Origin of the sequence: Carboxydocella sp. JDF658 (assembly GCF_002049395.1) — a bacterium.
GTDB lineage: Bacteria > Bacillota.
Genome location: NZ_BDLR01000219.1, coordinates 1 through 201, shown reverse-complemented (window position 1 = coordinate 201; position 201 = coordinate 1). Strand labels below are relative to the sequence as shown.

The 201-nt window shown below is 51.2% G+C and carries 1 pseudogene; it reads left to right on the top strand.

The features are described 5' to 3' along the window. A pseudogene (locus JDF658_RS14715) lies at positions 1-201 on the top strand (IS200/IS605 family accessory protein TnpB-related protein); the annotation flags it as partial.

Genomic DNA, 201 nt, shown 5'->3' with positions numbered 1-201 from the left:
CCTGTGTAACGTTAGCGCTTCCGGCCAGCCGGAACCGTGGCCGGAGGGTTTTAATATTCCTTATCCCGGCAACCTGGGCAAGTACGAAGGAGAGTTTCAGATTATCCCTTACCCGAACGGCTTTCTTTATATCAGAATACCAGACTTAGCCCATGCTTCCAGCTTCCGGCGTAGCTACCTGATAGGCGTTTTAGCCAAAGT